Annotated in this window: 28 protein-coding genes; 12 read left to right on the top strand and 16 right to left on the bottom strand. The window is 71.5% G+C overall.

The window, feature by feature from the left end:
• The first annotated feature begins 52 nt into the window (after positions 1-52).
• The 7 genes from ACFW48_RS35655 (at position 53) to ACFW48_RS35625 (ending at position 5,567) form a co-directional block, all read left to right on the top strand.
• Complete coding sequence (locus ACFW48_RS35655) at positions 53-889, top strand: glutamate ABC transporter substrate-binding protein (RefSeq protein WP_386322365.1); 837 nt, start codon at positions 53-55, stop codon at positions 887-889.
• A gap of 84 nt (positions 890-973) precedes the next feature.
• Positions 974-1,642 (top strand): amino acid ABC transporter permease, encoded by a 669-nt coding sequence (locus tag ACFW48_RS35650; protein WP_386322363.1) that lies wholly within the window; start codon positions 974-976, stop codon positions 1,640-1,642.
• Positions 1,639-2,523, top strand: coding sequence for an amino acid ABC transporter permease (locus ACFW48_RS35645; protein WP_386322361.1), 885 nt, complete (start codon positions 1,639-1,641; stop codon positions 2,521-2,523). The genes ACFW48_RS35650 and ACFW48_RS35645 overlap by 4 nt, the downstream gene beginning before the upstream one ends.
• A gap of 184 nt (positions 2,524-2,707) precedes the next feature.
• Positions 2,708-4,342 carry an FAD-dependent monooxygenase gene (locus ACFW48_RS35640; protein ID WP_386322359.1) on the top strand — a complete coding sequence of 545 codons (1,635 nt, stop codon included), beginning with the start codon at positions 2,708-2,710 and terminating at the stop codon, positions 4,340-4,342.
• 111 nt (positions 4,343-4,453) lie between these two features.
• Complete coding sequence (locus ACFW48_RS35635; protein WP_386322414.1) at positions 4,454-4,540, top strand: putative leader peptide; 87 nt, start codon at positions 4,454-4,456, stop codon at positions 4,538-4,540.
• A 77-nt stretch (positions 4,541-4,617) separates the two neighbouring features.
• The gene (locus ACFW48_RS35630; protein ID WP_386322357.1) at positions 4,618-5,178 is read left to right on the top strand and encodes a cysteine dioxygenase; all 561 of its coding nucleotides are present in this window, start codon (positions 4,618-4,620) and stop codon (positions 5,176-5,178) included.
• Entirely contained in the window at positions 5,175-5,567 is a 393-nt protein-coding gene (locus tag ACFW48_RS35625; protein ID WP_386322355.1) for a rhodanese-like domain-containing protein, read from the top strand. The genes ACFW48_RS35630 and ACFW48_RS35625 overlap by 4 nt, the downstream gene beginning before the upstream one ends.
• Positions 5,568-6,007: 440 nt before the next feature.
• On the opposite strand, the gene recX is transcribed toward ACFW48_RS35625, so the two are convergent.
• Both recX and recA read right to left on the bottom strand, forming a co-directional pair.
• Entirely contained in the window at positions 6,008-6,892 is an 885-nt protein-coding gene (gene recX / locus ACFW48_RS35620) for a recombination regulator RecX (RefSeq protein ID WP_386322353.1), read from the bottom strand.
• 2 nt (positions 6,893-6,894) lie between these two features.
• Positions 6,895-8,022: a recombinase RecA gene (gene recA / locus ACFW48_RS35615; protein WP_375915790.1), complete on the bottom strand. Its 1,128-nt coding sequence runs from the start codon at positions 8,020-8,022 to the stop codon at positions 6,895-6,897.
• Positions 8,023-8,301: 279 nt separating this feature from the next.
• Between recA and ACFW48_RS35610 the strand changes: the two genes are divergently transcribed.
• Together ACFW48_RS35610 and ACFW48_RS35605 are read left to right on the top strand one after the other, a co-directional pair.
• On the top strand, positions 8,302-8,502 hold the full coding sequence (locus ACFW48_RS35610; RefSeq protein ID WP_386322351.1) for a DUF2191 domain-containing protein: 201 nt from the start codon (positions 8,302-8,304) through the stop codon (positions 8,500-8,502).
• A gap of 159 nt (positions 8,503-8,661) precedes the next feature.
• The gene (locus ACFW48_RS35605; RefSeq protein ID WP_386322350.1) at positions 8,662-8,820 is read left to right on the top strand and encodes a hypothetical protein; all 159 of its coding nucleotides are present in this window, start codon (positions 8,662-8,664) and stop codon (positions 8,818-8,820) included.
• Between the two features lie 19 nt (positions 8,821-8,839).
• Here the strand turns inward: ACFW48_RS35605 and ACFW48_RS35600 are convergent, their stop codons facing one another.
• Entirely contained in the window at positions 8,840-10,111 is a 1,272-nt protein-coding gene (locus tag ACFW48_RS35600) for an AI-2E family transporter (protein WP_386322348.1), read from the bottom strand.
• Positions 10,112-10,192: 81 nt separating this feature from the next.
• Positions 10,193-10,387, bottom strand: a complete 195-nt coding sequence (locus ACFW48_RS35595; RefSeq protein WP_210962767.1) for a DUF3046 domain-containing protein — start codon at positions 10,385-10,387, stop codon at positions 10,193-10,195.
• An 80-nt stretch (positions 10,388-10,467) separates the two neighbouring features.
• On the opposite strand from ACFW48_RS35595, the gene ACFW48_RS35590 reads away from it, so the two are divergent.
• Positions 10,468-11,421 (top strand): hypothetical protein, encoded by a 954-nt coding sequence (locus ACFW48_RS35590; RefSeq protein ID WP_386322346.1) that lies wholly within the window; start codon positions 10,468-10,470, stop codon positions 11,419-11,421.
• A 15-nt stretch (positions 11,422-11,436) separates the two neighbouring features.
• On the opposite strand, the gene ACFW48_RS35585 is transcribed toward ACFW48_RS35590, so the two are convergent.
• Genes ACFW48_RS35585 through ACFW48_RS35575 form a run of 3 tightly spaced genes read right to left on the bottom strand, consistent with a single transcriptional unit; the run spans position 11,437 to position 13,351 of the window.
• A complete protein-coding gene (locus ACFW48_RS35585; RefSeq protein WP_386322344.1) occupies positions 11,437-11,745 on the bottom strand; it encodes an AzlD domain-containing protein in 309 nt (102 codons plus the stop codon).
• Positions 11,742-12,488: an AzlC family ABC transporter permease gene (locus tag ACFW48_RS35580; protein WP_386322342.1), complete on the bottom strand. Its 747-nt coding sequence runs from the start codon at positions 12,486-12,488 to the stop codon at positions 11,742-11,744. Before ACFW48_RS35580 ends, ACFW48_RS35585 begins: the two co-directional genes overlap by 4 nt.
• Positions 12,485-13,351 (bottom strand): AraC family transcriptional regulator, encoded by an 867-nt coding sequence (locus ACFW48_RS35575; RefSeq protein ID WP_386322340.1) that lies wholly within the window; start codon positions 13,349-13,351, stop codon positions 12,485-12,487. Before ACFW48_RS35575 ends, ACFW48_RS35580 begins: the two co-directional genes overlap by 4 nt.
• Positions 13,352-13,447: 96 nt before the next feature.
• On the opposite strand from ACFW48_RS35575, the gene ACFW48_RS35570 reads away from it, so the two are divergent.
• Together ACFW48_RS35570 and ACFW48_RS35565 are read left to right on the top strand one after the other, a co-directional pair.
• Positions 13,448-18,424, top strand: coding sequence for an ATP-dependent helicase (locus ACFW48_RS35570; RefSeq protein ID WP_386322338.1), 4,977 nt, complete (start codon positions 13,448-13,450; stop codon positions 18,422-18,424).
• An 18-nt stretch (positions 18,425-18,442) separates the two neighbouring features.
• Entirely contained in the window at positions 18,443-19,282 is an 840-nt protein-coding gene (locus ACFW48_RS35565) for an Fpg/Nei family DNA glycosylase (RefSeq protein WP_386322336.1), read from the top strand.
• 42 nt (positions 19,283-19,324) lie between these two features.
• On the opposite strand, the gene ACFW48_RS35560 is transcribed toward ACFW48_RS35565, so the two are convergent.
• The 9 genes from ACFW48_RS35560 to ACFW48_RS35520 form a co-directional block, all read right to left on the bottom strand.
• On the bottom strand, positions 19,325-19,810 hold the full coding sequence (locus tag ACFW48_RS35560) for an SRPBCC domain-containing protein (RefSeq protein ID WP_386322334.1): 486 nt from the start codon (positions 19,808-19,810) through the stop codon (positions 19,325-19,327).
• Positions 19,810-20,190 carry an ArsR/SmtB family transcription factor gene (locus tag ACFW48_RS35555; protein ID WP_386322332.1) on the bottom strand — a complete coding sequence of 127 codons (381 nt, stop codon included), beginning with the start codon at positions 20,188-20,190 and terminating at the stop codon, positions 19,810-19,812. Before ACFW48_RS35555 ends, ACFW48_RS35560 begins: the two co-directional genes overlap by 1 nt.
• Positions 20,191-20,250: 60 nt before the next feature.
• Entirely contained in the window at positions 20,251-20,550 is a 300-nt protein-coding gene (locus ACFW48_RS35550) for a hypothetical protein (RefSeq protein WP_386322331.1), read from the bottom strand.
• 7 nt (positions 20,551-20,557) lie between these two features.
• Positions 20,558-21,028, bottom strand: coding sequence for a Dps family protein (locus tag ACFW48_RS35545; RefSeq protein ID WP_386322329.1), 471 nt, complete (start codon positions 21,026-21,028; stop codon positions 20,558-20,560).
• Positions 21,029-21,234: 206 nt separating this feature from the next.
• Positions 21,235-21,615, bottom strand: a complete 381-nt coding sequence (locus tag ACFW48_RS35540; RefSeq protein WP_007387871.1) for a helix-turn-helix domain-containing protein — start codon at positions 21,613-21,615, stop codon at positions 21,235-21,237.
• A gap of 109 nt (positions 21,616-21,724) precedes the next feature.
• The gene (locus tag ACFW48_RS35535) at positions 21,725-22,270 is read right to left on the bottom strand and encodes a CinA family protein (protein WP_386322327.1); all 546 of its coding nucleotides are present in this window, start codon (positions 22,268-22,270) and stop codon (positions 21,725-21,727) included.
• Positions 22,267-23,082, bottom strand: coding sequence for a CDP-diacylglycerol--glycerol-3-phosphate 3-phosphatidyltransferase (gene pgsA, locus ACFW48_RS35530; RefSeq protein WP_386322325.1), 816 nt, complete (start codon positions 23,080-23,082; stop codon positions 22,267-22,269). The genes ACFW48_RS35535 and pgsA overlap by 4 nt, the downstream gene beginning before the upstream one ends.
• On the bottom strand, positions 23,079-24,560 hold the full coding sequence (gene rimO / locus ACFW48_RS35525) for a 30S ribosomal protein S12 methylthiotransferase RimO (protein WP_386322323.1): 1,482 nt from the start codon (positions 24,558-24,560) through the stop codon (positions 23,079-23,081). Before rimO ends, pgsA begins: the two co-directional genes overlap by 4 nt.
• 91 nt (positions 24,561-24,651) lie before the next feature.
• A complete protein-coding gene (locus tag ACFW48_RS35520) occupies positions 24,652-25,500 on the bottom strand; it encodes a helix-turn-helix domain-containing protein (RefSeq protein WP_345636612.1) in 849 nt (282 codons plus the stop codon).
• Between the last annotated feature and the right edge of the window lie 202 nt (positions 25,501-25,702).

Below are 25,702 nucleotides of genomic sequence, written 5' to 3'. Positions count from 1 at the left end.
CCTCTCGCATCTGATCGTCTGATCGTCTGATCACAGCCAAAGGATGTTCACCATGAAGCTCCGCAAGGTCACCGCCGCCTCGGCCACCGTGTTCGCCCTCGCCCTGACCGCCACCGCGTGCGGCTCCGACGACGGAGACAGCGGCTCCTCGGGTGGTGACGACAAGAAGATCGCCATCGGCATCAAGTTCGACCAGCCGGGCCTCGGCCAGAAGACGCCCGACGGCTACGAGGGCTTCGACGTCGACGTCGCCACGTACGTCGCCAAGAAGCTCGGCTACACCGAGGACCAGATCGAGTGGAAGGAGTCGAAGAGCGCCGACCGCGAGACCATGCTGCAGCGCGGTGACGTCGACTTCATCGCCGCCACGTACTCGATCACGCCGGAGCGCTCGGAAAAGGTCGACTTCGCCGGCCCGTACCTGCTGGCCCACCAGGACGTGCTGATCCGCGCCGACGACAACAAGATCAAGTCGCCCGAGGACCTGAACGACGCGAAGCTCTGCTCGGTCACCGGCTCGACCTCGGCCCAGAATGTCAAGGAGAAGCTGGCGCCCAAGGCGCAGCTGCAGAACTACCCGACGTACTCGGCCTGCCTGAACGGTCTGCAGACCGGCGCCATCGACGCGCTCACCACGGACGACTCGATCCTCGCCGGTTACGCCGCCCAGTCGCAGTTCAAGGGCAAGTTCAAGCTCGGCGGCTTCAAGATGACCAACGAGAACTACGGCATCGGCGTCAAGAAGGGCAGCGACCTCAAGGCCAAGATCAACGACGCGCTCGAGGCCATGGTCTCCGACGGCGCCTGGGAGACGGCCGTGAAGGACAACTTCGGTCCGGCCAACTACAAGAACGAGCCCGCGCCGAAGATCGGCGACGTCAAGAGCTGAAGCCGGGCCTGACAGGGTGCGCCGCCCTCCGGAAGGGGCGGCGCACCGGGGCGGGCATCCCTACACGCGGAAGCGCGGGAGATCGTGTTCGACTTTCTTCAGGATTACGACCTGTTGGGAGCCTTCTGGACGACAGTGCAGCTCGCTGTGCTCTCGGCCGTCGGCTCTCTGATCTGGGGCACTCTGCTGGCCGCCATGCGCGTCAGCCCGGTGCCATTGATGCGTGGCTTCGGGACCGCGTACGTGAACGTCGTGCGGAACATTCCGCTGACGGTCATCATTCTGTTCTCGTCGCTGGGCCTGAGTCAGACCCTTGGCGTCACTCTCGGTGCCGAGGGCGATTTCGAGACGATCAACTTCCGGCTCGCCGTTCTCTCCCTGGTCCTCTACACCTCGTCCTTCGTGTGCGAGGCGCTGCGCTCCGGCATCAACACCGTGCCGGTCGGCCAGGCGGAGGCGGCCCGGGCCATTGGTCTGAGCTTCAGCCAGGTACTCCGGCTCGTGGTGCTCCCGCAGGCGTTCCGATCATCGGTCGCCCCCCTGGCCAACGTACTGATCGCGCTCATCAAGAACACCACGGTCGCCGCAGCCATCGGCGTCGCCGAAGCGGCGGCACTGATGAAGGACATGATCGAGAACGAGGCGCAATTGCTGCTGATCTCCGCGGTCATCGCCTTCGGTTTCGTGGTTCTGACGCTGCCGACCGGCCTGATTCTGGGCTGGGTGGGCAAGAAGGTGGCGGTGAAGCGATGAGCTCCGTTCTCTACGACGCCCAGGGGCCACGCGCCAAGCGACGCAACGTCCTGTTCACGGCCGTCTTCGTGGTTGCCCTCGCGGCCCTGGTGTGGTGGGTGTACAAGGCCCTCGACGACAAGGGCCAGCTCGACTGGGCCAAGTGGGAGATGTTCTTCACCAGCGGTGAGCCCTGGTCGACCTACATCTGGCCGGGTTTGCAGAACACCCTCAAGGCAGCGGCTCTCGCGATGGTCATCGCCTTGCCGCTCGGTGCCGTACTGGGCATCGCCCGGTTGTCGGACCACGCGTGGGTGCGGGTCCCGGTCGGCATCGTGGTGGAGTTCTTCCGGTCCATCCCCGTGCTGGTCCTCATGATCTTCGGCAACGCGCTGTTCGCCGAGTACACCGGTGTCAGCTCGGACGACCGTCCACTGTACGCGGTCGTGACGGGTCTGGTCCTGTACAACGCCGCCGTCCTCGCAGAGATCGTGCGGGCCGGCATCCTCGCACTGCCCAAGAGCCAGTCCGAAGGCGCGATGGCGATCGGATTGCGCAAGGGCCAGTCGATGCGGCTGATTCTGCTGCCGCAGGCGGTCACCACGATGCTTCCGGCCATCGTCAGCCAGCTTGTCGTGATCCTCAAGGACACGGCTCTCGGCGGCGCGGTCCTGACCTTCCCGGATCTGCTCGCCGCCGCCAACACGATGAGCGCGTACTACGGCGCCAACATCATCGCCAGCTTCACCGTCGTGGCCGTCCTCTTCATCGCACTCAACTTCTCCCTCACCAGCTTCGCGAGCTGGCTGGAACGCCGGCTGCGGCGGGCCAAGAAGTCGACCGGTGCGGTACTCAAGGCGGACGACACCGAGGCAGCCGGGACCGGAACCGGCGCCGCCTGACACAACTGACACTCGGTCACCTCATATGACCATCACGGAGGCAGTGGCATGATCGCCACTGCCTCCGTCACTTGACGCAAGCAGCGGCAATAGGTTGCATACGTTCTGTGACCGTGCACCCTGCTCCAATGTCCTGTTCACCCACGTCCCCCGGGACACCGTCACGGGCAGGGGGCGTCGCGCCGTGGACCCGGTGATCATCACCGGAGCGGGGCCCGTAGGGCTCACGCTCGCCCTGGCGCTGGCGCGGCAGGAGGTGCCCTGCGTCGTTCTCGACGAAGGGCCGGGCAAGGACGAACCGCGTCCCGCGCGGACCGTCGTCCTGGGCGAGGACGCCGTCACCCTCGTCGAGCGGCTGACCGGCACACCGCTGACGGGGCTGGGTTTCCGTTGGGCCGGATGGCGGTCGATGCGGCGCAAGCAGGTGACGCGCGAGGTCGTCTTCGGCGACACCGACCCGGCGCCGCTGCACATCGCCCAGCACGAACTGACCGACGTCCTGCGCACGGCACTCGCCCACGAGTCGCTCGTCAAGGTCGCGGTGGACAGCCGCCTGGACGGCATTGAGCAGGAGGCCTCGGGCGTCACGGCCCACACCCGCGGCCCCGGTGGCACCTGGTGGCGCGGCAGTTACCTGGTGGGCTGCGACGGCCCCCGCTCGACCGTCCGCAAGCTCCAGGACATCCGCTTCCCCGGCCGTACGGCGGTGGAACGATACGCCGTCGCCTCACTGCGCACGGAACTCCCGTGGACCGACGAGGCGTTGCTCCACCGGATGCCTCCGTGGCGTACGTCCGGCCCGTCGGCCGGCGAGATCGTCGGCCGCCCCCTGCCGGACGGCGTGTGGCGCCTGGACTGGCTGCTGCCTCCCGGCAAGGATCTGGTCACGCCCGAGCTGCTGGTCACCCGGGTCCGCGAGACCCTCACCGGCTGGGCCGGCGGGTCGCCCACGTCGTACGAACTCCTCGACACCGGAGTCCACACGGTCCACCACCGGCTGGCCCGCCGCTGGCGGGTGGGCCGCGTACTCCTCGCCGGGGACGCCGCCCACTTGCTGGGCGCGCTGGGCACACAGGGGCTCGATGAGGGGCTGCTGGACGCCGACAACCTCGCCTGGAAACTGGCCCTGGCCTGGCATCACGGACCGCGTGAGGCGCTGCTCGACAGCTACCAGGAGGAGCGGCGCACGGCGATCGCCGCACGGCTGCGCGCCGCCGACCAGGTGCTGCCGCTGCTGCGCGGTGGCGGAGGCCTGCGGTCCTACGTCCCCGGCTCGACCCGCGGCAACGACGCGCTGCTCGCGGACGGCCACCTGCGGCGCGGGACTCTGGGTGCGCCGGGCACGTACGCCGACTCGCCGCTCGCGCCCCAGGACCTCGCCGGGGAGGTGTCCGTCGGCACACCGCCCGGTGCGCCCGTCAGCGATGTGGTGGTCACGGCGGAGGACGGCACGTTCGTACGGCTGCGCGACCGGCTCGGGCGCGGGGCGCTGCTGGTGGTGCTGATCGCGCCGGGTACGGGTGTGTGGGACCGCAAGCACTGGGTGACCGCCGGCATCATGCCCCGACTGGCGGCGGCGGTGACGGCGCTGCCGCATCACGCCGAGCTGCTCGTCGCCGAGAGCTACCCGGGCGCCGCGGCCCACACAGTGCTGCTGGTGCGGCCCGACGGTCACCTCGTCACGGCGCTGAACGGGGTGCGCCCGGCCGACCTGTACGCGGCGGCGGAGACGGCGGTGGGAGGGGCGCCGACCACGGCCACGGAGCCCACGGAGGAAGAGGCGGGGGCGGGAGCGGGGGCTGCGGCCGGGTCCCGCTGACCGGCCGTCCGGGGGTGCGCCGGCGGCTCGTGGCCGTCGGCCATCGCCGGGCGCTGTCCATATGGCGACGGTGAGTTGACCGGTCCACACCGTCGTGGTCTACTCCGGACCGTGACCGACACCTGTGTACGCCTGTGGCGGAGGGTCCACATGGACCTCATCCGCTATGCGGGCTGCGTGTGTCACCCGTCCTGCTGAATTCGCAGCTCTTCTCTGCGCGCGCCACTTCTGCGTGCCGCCGCGCGCTCCTTCGCGAAACTCCCAGGACGGTACCCGTGTCTGTCTCCTCCCCTGCCTCTGTCTCCCCTGCTTCGTCCGCCGCTCTTGCCTCCGGGGCCACGGCCCCTCCCACTCAGGCCGAGCTCCTCGACTTCGTTCGCCGTACGGCCGCCGACGCCGGACTGATCGCCTCCCTCCCGCTCGACCCGGAGGGCCGCACCTGGGTCCGGTTGGCCGGACCGGGCGGCAGCGAGGCCTGGCTGATCGGCTGGCCGCCCGGCATGGGCACCGGCTGGCACGACCACGCCGAGTCCGTGGGCGCCTTCGTGACCGCCGCGGGTGAACTCACGGAGAAGGCGCTCGCCGCCCGCCTGCCCACCGACGGCTGGAAGACCCTGGAACTCACCGACGGGGTGGACCGGAAACGCCGACTGCCGACGGGCAAGGGACGCGCATTCGGCCGGCACCATGTGCACGAGGTGCTCAACGAGTCACCCGACCGGCACGCGGTCTCCGTGCACGCCTACTACCCGCCCCTGCCACGGATCCGCCGCTACAGCCGCAGCGGGCAGACCCTGCGCCTGGAGCAGGTCGAGCGCCCGGAGGACTGGCAGTGAGCGAGCCGACGAGAATCGACGCTCTGCTGGAGCGCGTACGCAGCGGTTACCGCCGGATCGCGCCGCTCGCGGCGTACGACGCCGCCGGGGCCGGCAGGGCGCTGCTGGTGGACATCCGTTACGCCGCCCTGCGCGAGCGGGACGGCGTGATCCCCGGCGCGATGGTGATCGAGCGCAACGAACTGGAGTGGCGCCTGGATCCGCAGGGCAGCCACCGTCTCCCCGAGGTCACGGGCCATGACCTGCGCGTCGTCGTGGTGTGCAACGAGGGCTACGCCTCCAGCCTGGCGGCGGATTCCCTGCACCGCCTGGGCCTGCACCGGGCCACCGATCTGATCGGCGGATTCCAGGCTTGGCGGGCGGCGGGACTGCCGGTGGCCGTTTCATAGCCCGCACACCCCACCTGGTCGGCTCCAGCCGTGTCGAGGGCCTTGCGTGCGGCGCAGTCCCTCTTCTCGTTGACGACGAAGGCGTAGTCCAGGTCGGAGTGGGCTCGGGCCAAGCTGTCGGTGCTCCTTCCGGCCTTGGACTTCCGGCGTTGGTCTTCCGGCGTTGGTCTTCCGGCGTTGGTCTTCCGGCGTTGGTCTTCCGGCGTTGGCGGGATCGAACGTGCCGGGCTGATCGGCGACCACTCGGCGTTGGCCGGCAGGGCGTCGCTGAAACCTCCGACGAGCAGGTCGGAGTCGGCGCCCGGCGCGCCCGCGACGACGCCGACTGTACGTCCCGGCCCGCCGCGTCGTCGGTGACCCACTGGGCGTCCAGCCGCCCGACGGCCGTCAGTTCGGACGACCACCGCCCCCAGGATGTCGTCCGGCCTGCGCGACGCGGGTCAGAACCCCTCGTCGCCGAGGAACTCCGTGTCCTCGCCCTCCTCCTCCAAGGCCTGGCGGACCACCCGCAGTGCCATGCCCTCGGGGTAGCCCTTGCGCGCCAGCATGCCCGCGAGGCGGCGCAGCCTCTTGTCGCGGTCGAGGCCGCGGGTGGCGCGCAGCTTGCGGGCGACCAGTTCGCGCGCGGTCTCCTCCTCCTGCTCGGAGTCCAGCTGCGAGACCGCCTCGTCGATGAGCGTGGCGTCGACACCCTTGGTCCGCAGCTCCCTGGCGAGGGCGCGCCGGGCCAGCCCGCGGCCGTGGTGCCGGGACTCCACCCAGGCTTCCGCGAAGGCGCTGTCGTTGATCAGGCCGACCTCCTCGAACCTGGACAGCACCTCCTCGGCGGCCTCGTCGGGGATCTCCCGCTTACGCAGGGCGTCGGCGAGTTGCTTGCGCGTGCGCGGGGTCCCGGTGAGCAGGCGCAGGCAGATCGCCCGTGCCTGCTCGACCGGGTCCCGCGGAGGCTCCCCCTTCTCGGCCCTCGACGAGGAAGTGGCACCTCCGTCCTCGGCGGGCGACTCCGCACGCTCGCGACGCCGCCCGCGCCCACTGCCCGTCCCACGGCCCCGTCGAGCTCTGCCACGCGTGCCGCCGTCACCGTGGCGTACCCCGCTGTCACCGGGAGTGCCGGCGTCGTACGGGCCCTCGGCGCCGTACGGCGCGAAGGGGTCGGCCGTGCCGTCCGCGACGTCGGACAGGTCCGTCTCGTACGGGACCGCAGCCGCCCCGTACCCGCCGCCGTCCATGCCGACGGAGCCGTCGTCACCCGGTCTCCCCCGCTCGCGCTCCCGCGAGGCGTTGTCCGGATACGCGTACTCGGCCCAGTCGGTTCGTCGTGTCACGGTCAGCTCTTGGCTGCCGCGGCCTTGGACTTGGTGGCCTTGGCGGTCGCGGGGGCGGGCACCGCCGGTGCGGCGTCGGCCGGGGCGGCGGAGGCGGCGGCGTCCGCGCCCGGCTCGGTGGCCGGCTCCTCGGGACGTACGCCGACGCCCAGCTTCTCCTTGATCTTCTTCTCGATCTCGTTGGCCAGGTCGGGGTTGTCCTTCAGGAAGTTGCGCGCGTTCTCCTTGCCCTGGCCGAGCTGGTCGCCCTCGTACGTGTACCAGGCACCGGCCTTGCGGACGAAGCCGTGCTCCACGCCCATGTCGATCAGGCCGCCCTCGCGGCTGATGCCCTGGCCGTAGAGGATGTCGAACTCGGCCTGCTTGAAGGGCGGCGCGACCTTGTTCTTGACGACCTTGACGCGGGTGCGGTTACCGACCGCGTCGGTGCCGTCCTTCAGCGTCTCGATGCGCCGGATGTCGAGTCGCACCGAGGCGTAGAACTTCAACGCCCGGCCACCGGTCGTGGTCTCGGGGGAGCCGAACATCACGCCGATCTTCTCGCGGAGCTGGTTGATGAAGATCGCGGTGGTCTTGGACTGGTTGAGCGCACTGGTGATCTTCCGCAGGGCCTGGCTCATCAGGCGGGCCTGCAGACCGACATGACTGTCACCCATCTCGCCCTCGATCTCCGCGCGCGGCACGAGCGCTGCGACGGAGTCGATGACGATGAGGTCGAGGGCACCGGAGCGGACCAGCATGTCCACGATCTCCAGGGCCTGCTCACCGTTGTCCGGCTGGGACAGGATCAGGTTGTCGATGTCGACGCCGAGCTTCTGCGCGTACTCGGGGTCGAGGGCGTGCTCCGCGTCCACGAACGCGACCTGGCCACCGGCCTTCTGCGCGTTCGCCACCGCGTGCAGGGTCAGGGTCGTCTTGCCCGAGGACTCGGGGCCGTAGACCTCGATGACGCGGCCGCGCGGCAGGCCGCCGACGCCGAGGGCCACGTCGAGCGCGGTCGACCCGGTCGGGATGACCTCGATGGGCTCCTTCGACCGGTCACCCATGCGCATGACCGCGCCCTTGCCGAACTGCCGTTCAATCTGTGCGAGCGCGGCATCCAGGGCCTTCTCGCGGTCGGTTCCTGCCATGGGTTCCACCCGGTTTGCTTGATTCGATCGCTTCACGTCAAAGACGCTAATGCCTGCCACTGACAATCCACCCTGATGCGGGTCCGGCCTGTGGATAACTCGGGCACTTCTCCACCCAAACCCAGTCGAATCACCCGTCACGAGCCTCGCCAGAGCCTCCATAAGAATGGATGTTCGATTTTGGTGTCAAGCGCACCACGCGGCACCTCCGAGCGTACGTCTGCCGGGTCGGCGGTCGGGTGGCTAGAGTGCGGATGCGACGTGGAGGAGGGGGACACCATGGCCAAGGTCAGCATCAGTCTCGACGCAGAACTGGTGGTGGAAGCGATGGTTCTGGCCGGCATCGGCTCGCCGCAGGACGCCGTCGAGGCGGTGGTGCGGGACTACATCGCCCGCGGCCACCGCACGGAGACCCGCACCGAGTTCAAGGACCAGAACCTGCGGGAGGTCGACGCAAAGCCGCAGGAACCGCAGGGCTGATCCCGCAGGGCTGATTTTCCTGGCCGCCGTCCGGGACGGCAGCCGTCCCGGACCGGCCGTCGTCCCGGACCGGCAGCCCGGCTGCCCCCCCCTGGCGTACGGCGGGCGCCTCCGGCGGGACGACGACGGCACGGACGGGTTCCGGCGAGGCTCCTGGCAGTGCTGATCCTCTCCGGCCTCGTGCACCGGGTGGTGTTCGCGGTGGCCGGGTTCGCGCTGCTGCTCGTCGCACTGGCCTCGGGCGCCACGATGGTCGTGGGGGTGGTCTGCTACGCGGCCGCCGCCGGCGGCGCGGGCGTGTGGGCCGGCCTCACGTAAGTGAACGCGGCCCCTCTCATCAGGAGGAGCCGCCCTCTCCGGCCCCCTCCGTCCCGGGGCCGCCCGGCTCCGGTCGCCGGGCCCACAGTTTTCGCAGCCGCGTGGGTGCCCCGGGCCCCGACCGGCGGTTCCGGCGTCCGTGGACGCGCGGATCGTCCGTGACGTCGTAGCGCTTGACGTACGCCCCGAGGAACGCCTGCAGCGTGGCGACCGCCGGGATGGCGATCAGCGCGCCGACGGCGCCGAGCAGGGCGGCGCCCGCGACGACCGAGCCGAAGGCGACCGCCGGGTGGATGTCCACGGTCTTGGACGTCAGCTTGGGCTGCAGTACGTAGTTCTCGAACTGCTGGTAGATCACCACGAAGATCAGTACCCACAGCGCGTACCAGGGGTTGACCGTGAAGGCGATCAGCATGGGCAGGGCGCCCGCGAGATAGGTGCCGATGGTGGGGATGAACTGCGACACCAGGCCCACCCACACGGCGAGCGCGGGGGCGTAGGGCACCTCCAGGAACTCCAGCAGGATGTAGTGCGCTATGCCGGAGACCAGCGCCATCAGACCGCGCGAGTACAGGTAGCCGCCGGTCTTGTCCACGGCGATCTCCCACGCGCGCAGGACTTCGGCCTGCCGGGTGGGCGGCAGGACGGAGCAGAGCGCGCGCCGCAGCCGGGGGCCGTCGGCGGCGAAGTAGAACGAGAACAGCAGGACCGTCAGCATCTGGAAGAGGCCACCGAGGACCTGGGCCGACACGTCCAGGACGCCGGTGGCGCTGTTCTGCACGTAGTTGCGCAGCCAGTCGGAGCGGAGCAGGCCCTCCTGGATGTCCACCCGTCTCAGCTCGGTGTGGAAGTGGCCGTTGACCCAGTTGATGACGGAGTCGAGGTAGTCCGGGAAGTCCTCGACCATCTTGACGATCTGGCCCGCGAGCATCGAGCCGAGCAGCGTGACGAACCCCGCGGCGGCGATCAGCACGGCGATGAAGACGAGGAAGGTGGCCAGCCCGCGGCGCAGTCCGCGTCCGGCCATCCAGCTCACCGCGGGTTCGATGGCGAGGGCCAGGAAGAAGGCGATGAGGACGTTGATCAACAGGCCGGTGAGCTGGTGGAAGGCCCAGCTGCCCAGTTGGAAGACGGCGATGAGCGCCAGGGCCAGCACCATGGCGCGCGGGAGCCAGCCCGGCATGCGGGCGCCCGGCCCGGCGGAGCCGCCGGGCGGGGGACCGGTGGGCGGCGTCGTACCGGTCCCGGATGCGTGCCGGGTCGCCTGCCCGGTCTCGTCAGAGGGTGCCACGGACCAAGTCTCGCCCACGCCACCGACAGCGGAGTCCCGTCCGGTGATCTTCGTGACCCGCCCGATGATCTTCGTGACCGGTCAACGCTGTTCCTGCGGCACGTTCATGACAGTGCAGACCACCCGCCACACGTCCTTGGCGTCCCATCCGGCGTCCAGCGCCTCGTGCACCGTGCGCCCACCCAGCTCCGCCATCACGTGATCGCGCGCGAAGGTGTCGGCGTAGCCCGGACCGAAGTGATCCGTCATCCGCTCCCAGAAGACCGTCAACCGCATGACTCCAGTATCCCGCCCCTGAGAGTGGGCCCTGCGCCGGGACCAGGTGCCGGGAACACTTTGCGTCATACGGTCTGACCATGGCCGAAATTGGAGCTTCCCCACTCCCCTCGACACCCCCGACCCGTGCGACACACTCCCCGCTCGCGCGCGCGGAGCACTTCGTCTGGCTCACCGCGCGCGTACTGGAGCAGCGCCTCTTCGCGTACCACTTCCGCGGCGGCGACGCCGGCCCGGTGGAGACCGCGCTGGACGCCTACCGCAACGAGGACGGCGGGTACGGCCACGCACTGGAACCCGACCTGCGCGGTCCGGTCAGCCAGCCGCCGCACACCGCGCACGCCCTGCGCGTCCTGGACGCCGTCGGGCGCTGCGGCGGACAGCGCGTGGAGCGGATGTGCCGCTATCTGACCTCCGTATCCACTGCGGACGGTGCCCTGCCGGCGATCCATCCCAGCCAGCGCGGGTATCCGACCGCGCCCTCCATGGCGGTCGTCGACGACCCGCCCGGTGAGCTACTCGCCACCGGTCCGGTGGTCGGCCTGCTGCACCGCAACGAGGTATGGCACGCCTGGCTGTTCCGGGCCACGGACTTCTGCTGGCAGGCGGTCGAGTCGCTGGGGACCTCGCACCCGTACGAGGTCGAGGCCGCCGTGGCCTTCCTGGACGCCGCCCCCGACCGTCCGCGCGCGGAGGCGGCGGCCGACCGGTTGGGCCGCCTGGTGCGCGAGCAGCACCTGGCGGTGCTGGACCCGGACGACCTAGCCGCATACCCGGTCTCCCCCGGCTACGCCCCGGGCGAGCACCACTTCCCCCACGACTACGCGAGGCACCCGCGCTCCCTCGCGCGCGCGTGGTTCACGGAAGACGAGATGGCCCGGTCACTCCACGCTCTCTCGGCCCAGCAGGAGGAGGACGGCGGCTGGCCCGTGCGCCGGCGCCAGTGGGCACCCGCCCCCGCCTTGGAGGCGCGCCCCGGAGTGACGCTCGAGGCCCTGCGTACGCTCCGCGCGTACGGCCGCACGGTCGACTGACCCGACTGACCCGGCTCACCCGCCCATGGCCCGTACGCCCGCGGTCACCACCACGGCCGCCGCGACGGCGAGCAGGAAGGGCGCGCGCAGCACCAGCGCCAAGGCGGCCGCGGCGACTCCCGCTGCCCGCGCGTCCAGCACGAGCGCCTGCCCGTCGGCGAAGGTCTGCTGGGCGGTGAGCGCGGCGAGGAGGGCGACGGGCAGCAGGGCGGCGAGGCGCCGGACGAGAGGCCGCTCCAAGGCGCCCGCGGGCACCAGCAGCCCGATGAGCTTGACGGCGTAGCAGCCGACGGCGGTCACGCCGATCGCGATCCAGACGCTCAACGCTCTCCCTCCCGCGCGGAGTCCTCGACAGCGCTGCTTCCGCGACGACCCCGCGCCCACAGGACGGCCGGTGCCGCCAGCGCGGCCACCAGGACGGGCACACCGGCGGGCAGCACGGGCAGCAGGCCGAGTCCCAGGAGGACGGCCAGGGCGGCGACCGCGCGCTCGGTGGTGGTGCTCAGCATCGGCGCGAGCAACGCCAGGAAGACCGCGGGGCCGGCGGCGTCGAGCCCCCAGGCGTCCGTGTCCCCGATCGCCTCCGCGCCCAGCGCGCCGAGCAGCGTGGTGAGGTTCCACAGCAGGTACAGGGTGAGTCCGGTGACGGTGAACCCGATCCGGACGCTGCGCCGTGTGGGTTGTGCGAGGGCCACGGCCGTCGTCTCGTCGATGACCCACTGCGCGGCGAACGGGCGCACCGCGCGCGGGAGGGCCAGCAACTGCGACAGCCGCAGCCCGTAGAAGGCGTTGCGTACGCCCAGGAAGAAGGCCCCCGCCGCGGCGGTGAGCGGGTTGCCGCCGGCGGCGAGCGCCCCCACGAGCGCGAACTGGGACGCCCCGGTGAACACCAGGAGGCTGAGCGCGCATGTCTGCATCAGTGTCAGTCCGCTGCCGGCCGAGGTCACCCCGAAGGCGAACCCGGACAGTCCGACGGCGACTCCGACCCCGAGGGCGTCCCGTACGACGGCGGCGTCCGGCTTGTCTTCGACGACGCCCGTGTCGGGAACAGCTGTCTGTTCTGTCACGCCTCGGACGGTAGGAGAAGCCGCCGCCGCGCGTCTTGTACGTTCTTGCGCTCCCGCTGGTAGGCGCCGGGCGGCACGCCCACGATCCGCGCGAAGTGCCGGTTCAGATGCGGCTGGTCGGTGAACCCCACGGCGACGGCGGCCTCGGACGGCCTCGTACCGGCCTCCAGCAGCCGCCGCGCCCGGCGCACCCGGGCGTCCGTCAGCCAGGTGTGGGGCGGCATTCCGTAGGCGTCCCGGAAGGCGCGCAGCAGCGCGAACGGACTGCTCCCGAGTTCCCCGGCGAGCCTTTCCAGACTCGGCGGGTCGGCCATCCGTTCCTCCAGCACGGCACGCGCGCGTGCCGCGACGCCGGCCCCTGCCGTCCGCACCTCCCGCCGCGGCAGCGGCCCGCCGTTCAGCCGCAGCAACCGGGTCACGGCCACCCGCAGCAGGGTGTCGGCGGCGAGCGCGTTTCCCTCGTCGGCGGCCCGCAGCACGCGGTGCACCAGCTCGACGGCGTACGGATCGTCGAGCACCGGCCGGACGAACCCGGGCGTCCCGCGCAGCGTGGTCGTCTCCGCCGCGATCCCGGCCACGAGTTCGGGCGCCGGATAGACGGCCCCGTAGCGCCATCCCTCCGGCACTCCGGCCCGCCCCGTGTGCGGGGTGTCGGGGTTGACCAGGGCGAGTGCTCCCGCTCCGGCGTACTGATCGCTTCCGCCGTGGTGGAAGACCTCCACTCCGTCGGCGATGGCGGCGATGACGAAGTGCTCGTGGGTGTGACGTACGAAGGTCTTCCGTATGTACTGGGCCCGCAGCAGATCGACGTCGGGCAGCTCCGCGTACCGCCAGTGCCGTGCCCGCTCGCCCGATGTCGCCATGCCCCCATTCTCTGTCACGGCTTCGCGGCGCCGGAGTCACGCCCGGCATCCGTCCAGCTCAGGCCGATTGTCAGTGCTCGGGTGCACGATGGATCCATGGTCAGCTCCGCACACCGAGCCCTGGACGGCTTCACCCCCGCGACCCGCGGTTGGTTCACGGGGGCCTTCTCCGCGCCCACCGCCGCCCAGGCGGGCGCGTGGCAGGCCATCTCCGAGGGCTCGGACGTGCTGGTGGTCGCTCCCACCGGCTCCGGCAAGACGCTGGCCGCCTTCCTCGCCGCCCTGGACCAGCTGGCCTCGACACCCCCGCCCGCCGACCCCAAGAAGCGCTGCCGAGTCCTGTACGTCTCCCCGCTCAAGGCCCTGGCCGTCGACGTCGAGCGCAACCTCCGCAGCCCCCTGACCGGCATCCGCCAGGAATCCGTACGCCTCGGCCTGCCCGAACCCGAGGTCAAGGTCGGCATCCGCTCCGGCGACACCCCGGCCGCCGAGCGCCGTGCCCTGTCCACCCGCCCGCCGGACATCCTGATCACCACCCCGGAGTCCCTGTTCCTGATGCTGACGTCGGCCACGCGCGACGCGCTGACCGGCATCGAGACGGTGATCCTGGACGAGGTGCACGCGGTCGCCGGCACCAAGCGCGGCGCCCATCTCGCCCTCACCCTGGAGCGGCTGGACGAGCTGCTGCCGAAGCCGGCCCGTCGCATCGGCCTGTCGGCGACGGTCCGTCCGGTGGACGAGGTCGCCCGGTTCCTCGCACCGCGCGGCAAGGTGGAGATCGTCCAGCCGGACTCGGGCAAGGAGTTCGACCTCTCCGTCGTCGTCCCGGTCGAGGACCTGGGCGAGCTGGGCGGTTCCCCGGTCGCGGACGGCAACGACGGCGCGGAGCGTCCGTCGATCTGGCCGCACGTGGAGGAGCGGATCACCGACCTCGTCCAGTCGCACCGCTCCACGATCGTCTTCGCCAACTCCCGGCGCCTGGCCGAGCGCCTGTGCAACAGGCTCAACGAGATCGCGTATGAACGGGCGACCGGTGAGCCCCTGGACGAGCACCACTCCCCCGCCGAACTCATGGGCGGCTCGGGAGCCGCCCAGGGCGCCCCCGCGGTGATCGCCCGCGCCCACCACGGCTCGGTCTCCAAGGAGCAGCGCGCCCTCGTCGAGGAGGACCTCAAGGCGGGCCGCCTGCCCGCCGTGGTGGCCACCTCGAGTCTGGAGCTGGGTATCGACATGGGCGCCGTCGACCTGGTCGTCCAGGTCGAGTCACCGCCCTCGGTCGCCTCCGGCCTCCAGCGCGTCGGCCGCGCGGGGCACCAGGTCGGCGCGGTCTCCACGGGCGTGGTCTTCCCCAAGTACCGCGGCGACCTGGTCCAGGCGGCCGTGGTCACCGAGCGGATGCGCAGCGGCGCCATCGAGGCTCTCCGGGTTCCCGCGAACCCGCTGGACGTCCTGGCCCAGCAGATCGTCGCGATGACCGCGCTGGACACCTGGCAGGTCGACGACCTGCTCGCCACCGTCCGCCGCGCAGCCCCGTTCGCCTCGCTCCCCGAGTCGGCCTTCACGGCCGTCCTGGACATGCTCGCGGGCCGCTATCCGTCCGACGCCTTCGCCGAGCTGCGCCCCCGCGTGGTGTGGGACCGGGTCGCCGGCACGGTCACCGGCCGGCCCGGCGCGCAGCGCCTCGCCGTCACCTCGGGCGGCACGATCCCCGATCGCGGCCTTTTCGGGGTCTTCCTCGCCGGGGCCGATCCGAAAAAGGGCGGCGGCAGGGTCGGCGAGCTGGACGAGGAGATGGTCTACGAATCCCGCGTCGGAGACGTCTTCACGCTCGGCACCAGCTCCTGGCGCATCGAGGACATCACGCGCGACAGGGTCCTGGTCTCCCCTGCTCCGGGCGTGCCGGGCAGGCTCCCCTTCTGGAAGGGCGACCAGCTGGGCCGCCCCCTCGAACTGGGCCGGGCACTGGGCGCGTTCCTGCGCGAGGTCGGCTCCCTCACCAAGGAGGACGCCCGGCTGCGCCTGGTCACCGCGGGCCTGGACGCCTGGGCGGCGGACAACGTCCTGTCCTACCTCGACGAGCAGCGCGAGGCCTGCGGCCACGTCCCCGACGACCGCACCATCGTCGTCGAGCGCTTCCGCGACGAGCTGGGCGACTGGCGGGTCGTGGTCCACTCGCCCTTCGGCGCCCAGGTCCACGCCCCTTGGGCACTCGCGCTCGGCGCCCGCCTGTCGGAGCGGTACGGCATGGACGCGCAGGTCATGCACGCCGACGACGGCATCGTGCTGCGCCTGCCGGACGCCGACCTGATGGGCCTGGATCTGCTCGACCAGGAACCGTCGAAGCCAGAGCTGGAGTACGACGCCGAGCAGGCGCCCGTCGGCGCGGCCGACGTCGTCTTCGACAAGGGCGAGGTCGACCGGGTCGTCACCGACCAGGTGGGCGGCTCGGCCCTGTTCGCGTCCCGCTTCCGCGAGTGCGCCGCCCGCGCGCTGCTGCTGCCGCGGCGCAGCCCCGGCAAGCGCACCCCGCTGTGGCAGCAGCGCCAGCGCGCCGCGCAGCTGCTCGAGGTGGCGAGCGAGTACGGCTCGTTCCCGATCGTCCTGGAGGCGGTCCGCGAGTGCCTCCAGGACGTCTTCGACGTGCCCGGGCTGGCCGAGCTGATGGGCGACCTGGAGGCCCGCAAGGTGCGCCTGGTCGAGGTCACCACCCCGGAGCCGTCCCCCTTCGCCCGCTCCCTGCTCTTCGGATACGTCGCCCAGTTCCTCTACGAGGGCGACTCGCCGCTCGCCGAGCGCCGTGCCGCCGCCCTCTCCCTGGACTCCCGGCTGCTGGCCGAGCTGCTCGGCCAGGCGGAACTGCGCGAGCTGCTCGACGCGGAGGTCCTCACCGAGCTGGAGCGCGAGCTGCAGTGGCTCACCGAGGACCGCCGCGTCAAGGACCCGGAGGGCGTCGCGGACCTGCTGCGGCTGCTCGGTCCACTCACGGACACCGAGCTGGCCGAGCGGGGCGCCGAGCCGCAGTGGGCCCAGGAGCTGGCCGCCGCCCGCCGCGCGATCAGGGTGCGCATCGCCGGCGCCGACCACTGGGCTGCCATCGAGGACGCGGGCCGACTGCGCGACGCGCTGGGCACCGCGTTGCCCGTGGGCGTGCCCGAGGCCTTCACCGAGCCGGTCAAGGACCCCCTCGGCGACCTCCTCGCCCGCCACGCCCGCACCCACGGCCCCTTCACGTCGGTCACCGCGGCGGCCCGCTTCGGCCTGGGTGTCGCGGTCACCGAGGGCGCCCTGCAGCGGCTCGCCGCGGCGGGCCGGGTCGTGCAGGGCGAGTTCCATCCGGCCGGCATCGGCCAGGAGTGGTGCGACGCGACCGTCCTGCGCAGGCTGCGCCGCCGTTCCCTGGCCGCGCTGCGGCACGAGCTGGAGCCGGTGCCGCCGGCCGCGCTCGGTCAGTTCCTCCCCCAGTGGCAGCACATCGGCAAGGGGCACGCGCTGCGCGGCCTCGACGGACTGGTTCGCGCCGTCGAGCAGGTGCAGGGCGCCTCCGTGCCCGCCTCCGCCCTGGAGAAGCTCGTCCTGCCCTCCCGCGTGGCGAACTACCACCCGGCCATGCTGGACGAGCTCACGGCCGCCGGTGAGGTGGTGTGGGCGGGAGCGGGTTCGCTCCCGGGGAAGGACGGCTGGGTCTCCCTCTACCTGGCGGACACGGCCCCGCTGCTCCTGCCGCCCCCGCACCCCTTGGAGACGACCGCCCTCCACGAGTCCGTCCTGAGCACCCTCTCGGGCGGGTACGGCCTGTTCTTCCGGCAGATCGCCGATCAGGTCCGCGCCACCACCCACCCGGAGGCCAGCGATCCGCAGCTCGCCGACGCCCTGTGGGACCTGGCCTGGTCCGGACGCCTGACGAACGACACACTCGCCCCCTTGCGCTCTCTGCTGGGCTCCGGCCGCACCGCGGGCTCCACGGCCCACCGTGCCAAGCGCGCGGCGCCACGCGGGCGCTACGGCTCGCTGACGGCCGCCGCCCGTCCCGCCTCCCGCACCGGCCCGCCGACCGTCGCGGGCCGCTGGTCCCTGCTCCCGGTCCGCGAGGCCGATGCCACGGTGCGCGCCCACGCCCTGGCCCGCACGCTCCTGGACCGGCACGGCGTGGTGACCCGCGGCGCCGTCGCCGCCGAGGGCGTCGAAGGCGGCTTCTCCGCCGTGTACCGCGTTCTTGCCGCGTTCGAGGAGAGCGGACAGGCCCGGCGCGGCTATGTCGTGGAGGGGCTGGGCGCGGCGCAGTTCGCCATGGAGGGTGCCGTGGACCGGTTGCGCGCGGTCTCGAACGCCCGGGAGCGAGGCGAGGGTCCGCCCGGTCGTCCGGACTTCACCGGCGGCGGCCTCGGGACCCACGTTCCACCCGACGGCGCCGACAGTCCGGGTGGCCCGGTCTTCGGCGGCTCCCCCTTCGCCGACTTCCCGCCCGTCGATCACGGGGACGCCGGCGCCCCGGGCCGCTCCGGCGACGTCTTCGCGGCCCCTCCGCAGCTTTCACCCTCCCGGGGTGACTACGTCTCCCCCCGCGACTACGCCGAACCTGGCGCAGGCGGTCCGCGCGGAGGCGGCGCGCACGGCGGCTCCGGTGGCCCGCGCGGTTCGTACGACACCGGGTTCCCGGGCCGTCGCGACCGCCACTCCGCCGGTCCACGGGCGGTCGTCCTGGCCGCCGCCGATCCGGCCAACGCCTACGGCGCGGCCCTCGGCTGGCCCGAGCCCCCGGCCGGTGCCACGCACAAGCCGGGCCGCAAGGCGGGCTCCCTGGTGGTACTCGTCGAGGGTGAACCGGCGCTCTACATGGAGCGCGGCGGCAAGACGCTCCTGCTCTGGCCCTCCGCCACGGACGGTCTGCCCACCGACGATCCCCGTCTGCGGGCGGCGGCGGAGGCGCTCGCCTCGGCCGCCCGCGCCGGTTCCCTCGGCACGGTCACGGTGGAGCGGGTCAACGGTGCGGCGGCCCTCACGTCCCCCTTCGGCCCGCTCCTGGAGGAAGCGGGGTTCATCGCCACTCCGCGCGGCCTGCGCATCAGAGCCTGAGCCTGTCACCCTTGACCCATGCCCGAAGGAGACACGGTCTGGCAGGCGGCACGGCGGCTGCACGACGCCCTCGCGGGCAAGGTGCTGACCCGCAGCGACTTCCGTGTGCCGCGCTACGCCACGGCCGATCTCACCGGGCGTACGGTCCTGGACGTCATTCCGCGCGGCAAGCACCTGCTCGCCCGGGTCGAGGGCGGCCTGACGGTGCACTCGCACCTGCGGATGGACGGCTCCTGGAAGGTGTTCGCGGCCGGTCAGCGCTGGAGCGGCGGCCCGGCCCACCAGATCCGGGTGATCCTCGGCACGGCCGACCGCACGGCTGTCGGCTATCGCCTCCCGGTGCTGGAACTCCTCCGCACCGCCGACGAGGAGCGCGCCGTCGGTCACCTCGGCCCGGACCTGCTGGGCCCGGACTGGAACCCCGAGCAGGCCCTGGCCAACCTGCGCGCGGACCCCGCCCGCCCGCTCGGTGAGGCCCTGCTCGACCAGCGCAATCTCGCCGGCGTCGGCAACGTCTACAAGTGCGAGCTCTGCTTCCTGCTCGGCGTCACTCCCTGGCTCCCCGTCGGGGACCTGCCCGCCGCACACGCCGTGCAGCTGCCCGCGCTCGCGAAGAAACTCCTGGAGGCCAACCGGGACCGCCCGGTCCGTCGTACGACGGGTCTGCGCGGCCGGGACCTGTTCGTGTACGGCCGGGCGCCCCGCCCCTGTCTGCGCTGCGGCACGTCGGTCCGGGTGGCGAACCAGGGCGACGGCTCCCGGGAGCGCCCCACGTACTGGTGCCCGACCTGCCAGCCCGGTCCTGCGCCGCGCCCGGACGGCCGTACCGGTACCGGGCCGCGGCGCGGGCCGGAGTGACTCGAGCCCTACGAACTGAGCCGACGAGCTGAACCAACGCGCTCAGCCGGCGAGCAGCCCGTCCATCTGGCCGACCGCCTCGCGCAGTCCCTCCTCCATGCCCATCTTCGCGAGCTGATCCATCTGCTCCCGGGTGTCGAAGGCGGAGCGCATCTCCATGCGGGTGCCGCCGTCGCGCTCGGTGAGCGTGACCCGGGTCGTGGTCGTCGGCAGGTCGGCGCTCGGCACGCCGTCCGCGTCGGCGAATCCGTCGGTGAACTCCAGTGACGTCGGCGCGTCGACCGAGGCGATCCGCCACCACCCGCGGTGCTTGTCTCCCTCCGGTCCGGTCATGAAGTACGTGACGTCTCCGCCGGGGGTCAGGTCGTGCTCCTCGACCGTCGCCGGGTAGGTCGGCGGGCCCCACCAGCGCTCCAGCTGCCGCGGGTCGGCCCACAGCTGCCACACCCGCTCGACGGGCGCGGTGAAGTCGGCGACGAGGGTGAAGGTCAGGTTGTCGAGATCCTTGTCCAGGCTGGTGACACTCATCAGATCTGTCCTTCCGTCGGGACGTGTGCATCGGGTTCCGTGTCCTGGGCGAGCAGATGGGACATCCGCTCCACCCGGCCGCGCCAGGCCGTCTCCAGTTCGTCCAGTGCCTGCCGGGCCCGGCCCACGGCGTCGGGGTCGGTGCGCACGATCTGCTCCCGTCCGCGGCGCTGCTTGACCACCAGACCGGCCCGCTCCAGTACCGCGACGTGCTTCTGCACCGCGGCGAAACTCATCGGATAGGCCTCGGCCAGTCGCGACACCGACAGGTCGTCCCGTACGCAGCGACGCAGGATGTCGCGGCGCGTCGTGTCGGCCAGTGCGTGGAACAAGCGGTCCACGTGCTCTTCGGCTACTTCGGAAACCCCATCTACAACCATTTGGTTGTACGTTAGTCGGGTCACGTCCCGTTGTAAAGCTCTGCACGTCGACGGCCACGCTCACGGCCCGTCCGAGCGGGAGGAGCCGGAGTCCACCGCCGACCGGGACCGCGAGGAGGCCGAGGCGCCCCCGGCCCCGCTCCGCAGGACCCGTCGCCACCGCCCCACACCCAAAGCCCCCACGGCCCGGCGCCTGGGCACACAGTGCACCGGCAGCACGCTCAGCCCCCAGCCGCCCACCGCGACCGCCCCTTCGAGCACCCCCGCGCCGGGCTCCAGCGCCAGACGCAGCACGGCCCACCACCACAGCGCACCGAGCCCCAGCGCGGCCGCCCGGCAAGCAGCCCGCGCGGACGTCATAACCGCGTCATCCGTTTTCGGCCTGGAACATCCAGTGCTGTTTCTCCAGGTCGGCCGTGATCTGGATGAAGATGTCCTGGCTCACGGGATCCGGGTCCCCGGTCGCCCCGATCCGCTCCCGCATCCGCCCGATCACCGCACCCAAGGCGTCCACGATCGTCTGTACCGCGGTGGTGTCGTCGACCCAGCCTTCCGGGGTCACATCGATGCCGCTGCCGACGGCCACCGTCGCGGCACGCCCGTCCGGGGAGACCCCGAGCGCCGAGGCCCGCTCCGCCACGGTGTCGGAGTGCGTACGCGCGGTACCGACGAGTTCGTCGAGCTGGAGGTGTACGGAACGGAAGCGCGGACCGACCACGTTCCAGTGGATCTGCTTCGCCACCAGCGCCAGGTCCACCAGGTCGACGAGGGCGCCCTGCAGCGCCTCGGACACGGTCTTCAGGTCCGCGTCGGACAACGGGCTCTTCACGACGTACATCCACGCCTCCGTCGGTCGGCCCCCCGGCCATGTCCCTCCACCATGACCGCACCACCAGGGACCGGCAAACCGGGCGAACCCGCCACCGGCGCCCGTCACCCGCCCACGCGGGGGCTCACGCGCGCACGCAAAAACCCCGACCGCACCTCTCCGGGACCTCCCGGAGAGGCCCCGGCCGGGGCCTCACACGCACACGTTCTCGACGCTCAGGCGGCGACGACGTCCACTGCCTCGGCGGGCGCCTTGATGGTCACCCGTTCCGGCGGCACGCCGGTCACCGACACGGAACCCAGCATCGGGCGCACCGGTGCCGGCACGGTCTCGCTGGGCGTGGCCGCAGCGGACTGGGCCAGCTCGGCGAGGGCGAGTTCGTCGCTCACTTCCCGCATGAGCTCGGACATCCGTACGTCCAGCGCGTCGCAGATGGCGGAGAGCAGCTCGGAAGAAGCCTCCTTCTGCCCCCGCTCCACCTCGGAGAGATAGCCGAGTGAGACTCGGGCGGACGAGGAGACTTCGCGCAGAGTACGGCCCTGGCGCTGGCGCTGCCGACGCAGCACGTCACCCAGCAGGCGACGGAGCAGAATCATCGGTGGCTCCCTCCTCGGACCGTGTAACCGCATCCTTCACGCCCCACCGTACCGCCTCGCGCCGCGGCCGTGCGGGGAGCGATGTCGTGTTCACTCAGGGCTGCAAACATCAAAACCCCCCGTTCCGTTCCGTATCCTGTGCCCGCTCATTCCCGGTCTGTTCGCCCGCAAGCTCCCTCAAAAGGAGTGCGAGTACGCTCCGTACACTCTCCATACGAATTTCCGCGCGGTCGCCGTTCAACCGCAGCGCCTCCACTTTTCCGCCAGAGGCGGAACCGTCGTCTGCTCCGAAAGGCCCGTCGACGGCCACGAAGACCGTCCCGACGGGCTGTCCGTCCTGCGGGTCCGGGCCGGCGACGCCTGTCGTCGCGATGCCCCAGTCGGCACCCAACATCTTGCGCGCCCCTGCCGCCATCTGGGCGGCGACCTGCGGATCCACCGCTCCACGCGCCGCGAGCACCGTGGCGTCGACGCCGAGGACTTCCCGCTTCAGCTCCGTCGCGTAGGCGGTCACGGAGCCGCGGAAGGCCTTGGACGCCCCGGGCACCGCCGTGATCGCGGCAGCCACCATTCCGCCGGTCAGTGACTCGGCGACCGCGAGGGTCTCGCCCTTCACGGTGAGTAGTCGCACCACGTCGGCGGCCGTGGAACTCAAGCTTCCGTCTCCTTCAACGCCGCCCTGCGCTCGGCGATTCCCTGACGGCGCAGCACAATGGCCTGCTTTACATAGTCCAGTCCGGTCGCCACGGTCAGGACGACCGCCGCCGCCATCACCCAGAACCTCAGAGTGGCCAGGGGTCCCGTCAGTGCCAGGACGTACATGCCGACGGCGATGCCCTGGGTGAGGGTCTTGAGCTTGCCACCGCGGCTCGCGGGGATGACGCCGTACCGGATGACCACGAACCGCAGCACGGTGATCCCGAGTTCCCGGCCGAGGATGACGGCCGTCACCCACCACGGCAGGTCGCCCAGCGCGGACAGACAGATGAGCGCCGCCCCCATGATCGCCTTGTCGGCGATGGGGTCGGCGATCTTCCCGAAGTCGGTGACGAGGTTGTAGGTGCGCGCCAGGTGGCCGTCGAAGAGGTCGGTGATCATGGCTACGGCGAAGGCCGCCCAGGCGAACGAGCGCCAGGCCGGGTCGTACCCGCCGTTGCCGAGCATCAGCGCGACGAAGGCCGGCACGAGGAGCAGCCGGAGCATCGTCAGCAGGTTGGCGACGTTCCAGACGCTGGCCTGGTTGACGGCGGCGGCCGCGATCTTGCCGCCGCGCCCGGCGCCGCCCTCGGTCGCACCCCGTTCCGCGGCGCCCTGTTCCGTCGCACCCCGTTCCGTTGCACCCCGCTCGGCCGCGCCCCTCGGGGACGTACGCTCCGCCGGTCCCTGCGCGGCGCCCGAGGGTCCACGCGGGCCGGTTCTGCGCGCACCGGAGGAGCCGCCCGCCGCGGACGCCGGGACTCCGGTCATCTGGCGGCCTCCTCACTCCACTCGGGCGATCCCAGCAGCGGTTCGGCCACCAGGTCGACACCCTCCGTACCGACCACCTTCGCGTCGACCATACGACCGACGCTCAGGCCTTCGCCGCTCGTGAGCAGCACCTGGCCGTCGGTCTCCGGCGCCTGGTGCTCCGCGCGGCCGCGCACCCCGTCGCCCTCGTCGGCGGGCTCCACGGACTCGACGAGCACGCGCACGGTCGCACCGACGCGCTCCTCGGCCCGCTGCGAGACGAGTTCCTCGGCCAGGCGGGATACACGTGCCAGCCGCTCGGCGACGACGTCCTCGTCCAGCTTGTCGCCATAGGTCGCCGCCTCGGTGCCCTCCTCGTCGGAGTATCCGAAGACGCCGATGGCGTCGAGCCGCGCGTGGTTCAGGAACCGCTCCAGTTCGGCGAGGTCGGAGGCGGTCTCGCCGGGGAAGCCCACGATGAAGTTGGAGCGCACGCCGGCCTCGGGGGCCTTGCTCCGGATGGTGTCCAGCAGCTCCAGGAAGCGGTCGGTGTCGCCGAAGCGGCGCATTGCGCGGAGCACGTTCGGCGCGGAGTGCTGGAAGGACAGGTCGAAGTAGGGCGTGACCTTCGGGGTGGAGGTCAGTACGTCGATGAGGCCGGGCCGCATCTCGGCCGGCTGGAGGTAGCTGACGCGCACGCGCTCGATGCCGTCGACGTCGGCGAGGTTCGGGAGCAGCGACTCGAGCAGGCGGATGTCGCCGAGGTCCTTGCCGTAGGAGGTGTTGTTCTCGGAGACCAGCATGATCTCCTTGACGCCCTGCTCGGCCAGCCACCGCGTCTCGTTCAGCACGTCGCTCGGGCGGCGGGAGATGAAGGAGCCGCGGAAGGACGGGATGGCGCAGAAGGAGCAGCGCCGGTCGCAGCCGGAGGCCAGCTTCACGGAGGCGACCGGGGAACCGTCCAGGCGACGGCGCAGGGGCGCGCGGGGCCCGGAGGCGGGGGCGACGCCCTCGGGGAGGTCGGTCGGGCCGTGTCCCGGCAGGGCGACGGAGGCGCCGGCCTCCTGGCGCTCGGCGGGGCTGATGGGGAGCAGCTTGCGCCGGTCTCGCGGGGTGTGGGCGGCGTGGATGCCGCCGTTCAGGATGGTCTGCAGGCGGTCGGAGATGTCGGTGTAGTCGTCGAAGCCGAGGACTCCGTCGGCCTCGGGAAGGGCCTCGGCGAGTTCCTTGCCGTACCGCTCGGCCATGCAGCCCACCGCCACCACGGCCTGCGTTCTGCCGTGACCCTTGAGGTCGTTGGCCTCCAGGAGGGCGTCGACGGAGTCCTTCTTGGCGGCCTCGACGAAGCCGCACGTGTTCACGACGGCGACGTCCGCTTCCTCGGCGTCCTCGACGAGCTTCCAGCCGTCCGCCTCCAGACGGCCTGCGAGCTCCTCCGAGTCCACCTCGTTACGGGCGCAGCCAAGGGTGACGAGTGCGACGGTGCGGCTTTCAGGCATGGGCTCAAGACTACTTCGTCCTGCCGACAGCCCACGTCGACGGGGTTGCCCGATCTTGGACAACCCGTCCGTGTCAGCGCCTTTCGCGCCCCTATCCGGCCTGCGGGTCGCCCTTCGTGTACGTGAGGCGCTGCACGGAGCCCGGCTCGAAGTCGTCGATCTTCTTGCCGTTGACGTACAGCTGGACAGCGCCCGCGTTGCCGAGGACGAGGTCGACCTTCTCGTCGTCCTGGAAGGTCTTGGAGTCGCCCTGCTTGAGCAGGCCGTCGAAGAGCAGCCGGCCGTTGTGGTCCTTCGCGGAGAGCCAGCTGGGATCGTCGGTGGCGCTGACCTTCACCGTCACCTTGTCCCGCGGTGCGGCGGCGATGGCACTCTCGGTCGGGTCCGGCTTCGGGTCGGCGGGCTTCTTCGGCTTGGCGCTCGGCGAGGCGGACTCGCCGGCCGACGGCTGGGAGCCCTCGGCGACGCTCGCCTCGGAGCCACCGTCGTCGCCGCCCTTGACGAACGTGAAGCCGACGAAGCCGATCACCGCGACGATCGCGGCGACCATGGCGGCGGTCCAGTTGGGTCCGCGCCGCTCGGGACGGATGCGTTCCGCCTCGAACAGGGGCGCGGCGGGTGTCGGCGCGGGGCGCCCGCCGTGCTCGGCGTCGAACTGCGCGAGCAGTTCGGCCGGGTCGAGCCGGACGGCCTTGGCAAGGGTCCTGATGTGACCGCGCGCGTAGACGTCACCGCCGCAGGGCGTGAAGTCGTCCGCCTCGATGGCGTGCACGATGGCGATCCGGACGCGCGTGGCGGTGGTGATGTCGTCGACGGTCAAGCCGGCGGCGATCCGTGCCTGCTGCAGGGCACGGCCGATGGAGGGGCGGGCTTCCTCAGAAACGCCTTCAGAAACGTCTTCGATCGGACGCTCGTCTTCAGGGGAGTTGCCGTTGGACACGGGGGCGCCTTTCGAGCGTTAGCCGCCTGTGCTGGACGTTCAGTTTAGGGGGGCTGCAAACGGGTGGGGCAACCGGGCGACGGGACTTTGTACGCCATCGGAATGGTCCCGCGTCCCGATGGTGGACTACCTGTTTGTCATTTCCCTCAACTTGACGTACGCCATGGGGAAACGGTTGCTCAATGATCCCTAACGGGTGAGT

Origin of the sequence: Streptomyces sp. NPDC058812 (assembly GCF_042744565.1) — a bacterium.
GTDB lineage: Bacteria > Actinomycetota > Actinomycetes > Streptomycetales > Streptomycetaceae > Streptomyces > Streptomyces thinghirensis.
This window is presented reverse-complemented; position numbering and strand designations above follow the sequence as displayed.

Bases quoted from the DNA above. Each gene is read 5' to 3' on its own strand.
- ACFW48_RS35655 (WP_386322365.1), top strand. From the start codon at position 53: ATGAAGCTCCGCAAGGTCACCGCCGCCTCGGCCACCGTGTTCGCCCTC.
- ACFW48_RS35645 (WP_386322361.1), top strand. From the start codon at position 1,639: ATGAGCTCCGTTCTCTACGACGCCCAGGGGCCACGCGCCAAGCGACGC.
- recA (WP_375915790.1), bottom strand. From the start codon at position 8,022: ATGGCAGGAACCGACCGCGAGAAGGCCCTGGATGCCGCGCTCGCACAG.
- ACFW48_RS35610 (WP_386322351.1), top strand. From the start codon at position 8,302: ATGGCCAAGGTCAGCATCAGTCTCGACGCAGAACTGGTGGTGGAAGCG.
- ACFW48_RS35595 (WP_210962767.1), bottom strand. From the start codon at position 10,387: ATGCGGTTGACGGTCTTCTGGGAGCGGATGACGGATCACTTCGGTCCG.
- ACFW48_RS35590 (WP_386322346.1), top strand. From the start codon at position 10,468: ATGGCCGAAATTGGAGCTTCCCCACTCCCCTCGACACCCCCGACCCGT.
- ACFW48_RS35575 (WP_386322340.1), bottom strand. From the start codon at position 13,351: ATGGCGACATCGGGCGAGCGGGCACGGCACTGGCGGTACGCGGAGCTG.
- ACFW48_RS35570 (WP_386322338.1), top strand. From the start codon at position 13,448: ATGGTCAGCTCCGCACACCGAGCCCTGGACGGCTTCACCCCCGCGACC.
- ACFW48_RS35565 (WP_386322336.1), top strand. From the start codon at position 18,443: ATGCCCGAAGGAGACACGGTCTGGCAGGCGGCACGGCGGCTGCACGAC.
- ACFW48_RS35560 (WP_386322334.1), bottom strand. From the start codon at position 19,810: ATGAGTGTCACCAGCCTGGACAAGGATCTCGACAACCTGACCTTCACC.
- ACFW48_RS35555 (WP_386322332.1), bottom strand. From the start codon at position 20,190: ATGGTTGTAGATGGGGTTTCCGAAGTAGCCGAAGAGCACGTGGACCGC.
- ACFW48_RS35550 (WP_386322331.1), bottom strand. From the start codon at position 20,550: ATGACGTCCGCGCGGGCTGCTTGCCGGGCGGCCGCGCTGGGGCTCGGT.
- ACFW48_RS35545 (WP_386322329.1), bottom strand. From the start codon at position 21,028: ATGTACGTCGTGAAGAGCCCGTTGTCCGACGCGGACCTGAAGACCGTG.
- ACFW48_RS35540 (WP_007387871.1), bottom strand. From the start codon at position 21,615: ATGATTCTGCTCCGTCGCCTGCTGGGTGACGTGCTGCGTCGGCAGCGC.
- pgsA (WP_386322325.1), bottom strand. From the start codon at position 23,082: ATGACCGGAGTCCCGGCGTCCGCGGCGGGCGGCTCCTCCGGTGCGCGC.
- rimO (WP_386322323.1), bottom strand. From the start codon at position 24,560: ATGCCTGAAAGCCGCACCGTCGCACTCGTCACCCTTGGCTGCGCCCGT.